The sequence below is a fragment of the Moorena sp. SIO4G3 genome, assembly GCF_010692305.1.
Taxonomy (GTDB): Bacteria; Cyanobacteriota; Cyanobacteriia; order Cyanobacteriales; family Coleofasciculaceae; genus Moorena; species Moorena producens_A.
In genome coordinates this window covers 1-1,042 of record NZ_JAAHIG010000769.1, presented here as the reverse complement: position 1 = coordinate 1,042, position 1,042 = coordinate 1, and the positions used below count along the sequence as shown (strand labels likewise).

The window sequence follows — 1,042 nt, the reverse complement described above, 5'->3', positions numbered from 1 at the left end:
CTTATAATGATTTCCCTAATTCCCGGTGGATAGTATCACCCTAAAAGATTCAAAGAATGGTTATCAGGAACGAAGTAACTCCATAGGTACTCTCAGAAAGGTCGATTTCTGAGTAGGTAGTTAGCCGCATGGCCTATGTGAGAAAGATTGAGTCAAAAGCCAATGCCCAGGGTAATACCTGGGATATGCAGACAGACTCACGTTATAGGAAAAGGTATAGTTAGAAGTAGCAATGAATAAGTCTAAAACTAGGGGATTTGCCCCACAGTCGGAATGGAAGAAAACTAACTGGCGTAAGCTAGAACAAGTTGTCTTTAAGTTGCAAAACCGAATATACCGAGCCTCCCAACGTGGTGAAGTTCGCGTGGTACGAAAGCTACAAAAGACTCTGATGAAATCCTGGTCAGCAAAAATGATTGCAGTCAGAAAGGTAACTCAACAGAATAAGGGCAAAAAGACTGCCGGAATAGACGGGAAAAAAGCTTTAACAGATAAGCAAAGACTCGCCTTAGTAGCCAGCCTAAAAATCTATAAGAAGCCGCAACCAACAAGAAGGGTATGGATTCCGAAACCAGGAAAATCGGAAAAACGGCCTCTAGGGATACCTACCATATATGACCGGGCACTACAAGCCCTTGCCAAACAGGCTTTAGAACCCGAATGGGAAGCAATCTTTGAACCCAACTCCTACGGGTTTCGACCAGGACGGTCTTGTCATGATGCCATCGAAGCAATATTTATCAGTATCAATCAAAAACCAAAATGGGTATTAGATGCTGATATATCAAAATGCTTCGATAAAATAAACCACAATGCACTACTAACAAAATTAAATACCTACCCATCCATGAAACGATTAATCAGACAATGGTTAAAAGCAGGAGTAATGGATGGAAGCACATTCTCCCCTACAAACCTATGCTTTATAAACATATTTCTTTACAAAAAACTTGACAAATTTTAGGAATTATGAATGGTCAATAAATAGATATTTATTGACTTGACAAAGCTGAATTAAACAAGTAGGAATATAGCAATTCAT

The 1,042-nt window shown here is 39.5% G+C and carries 1 pseudogene; it reads left to right on the top strand.

The annotated features are described in order from the left end of the window. Positions 1 to 232 precede the first annotated feature (232 nt). Positions 233 to 913, top strand: a pseudogene (locus F6J99_RS45315) (reverse transcriptase N-terminal domain-containing protein); the annotation flags it as partial. Between the last annotated feature and the right edge of the window lie 129 nt (positions 914 to 1,042).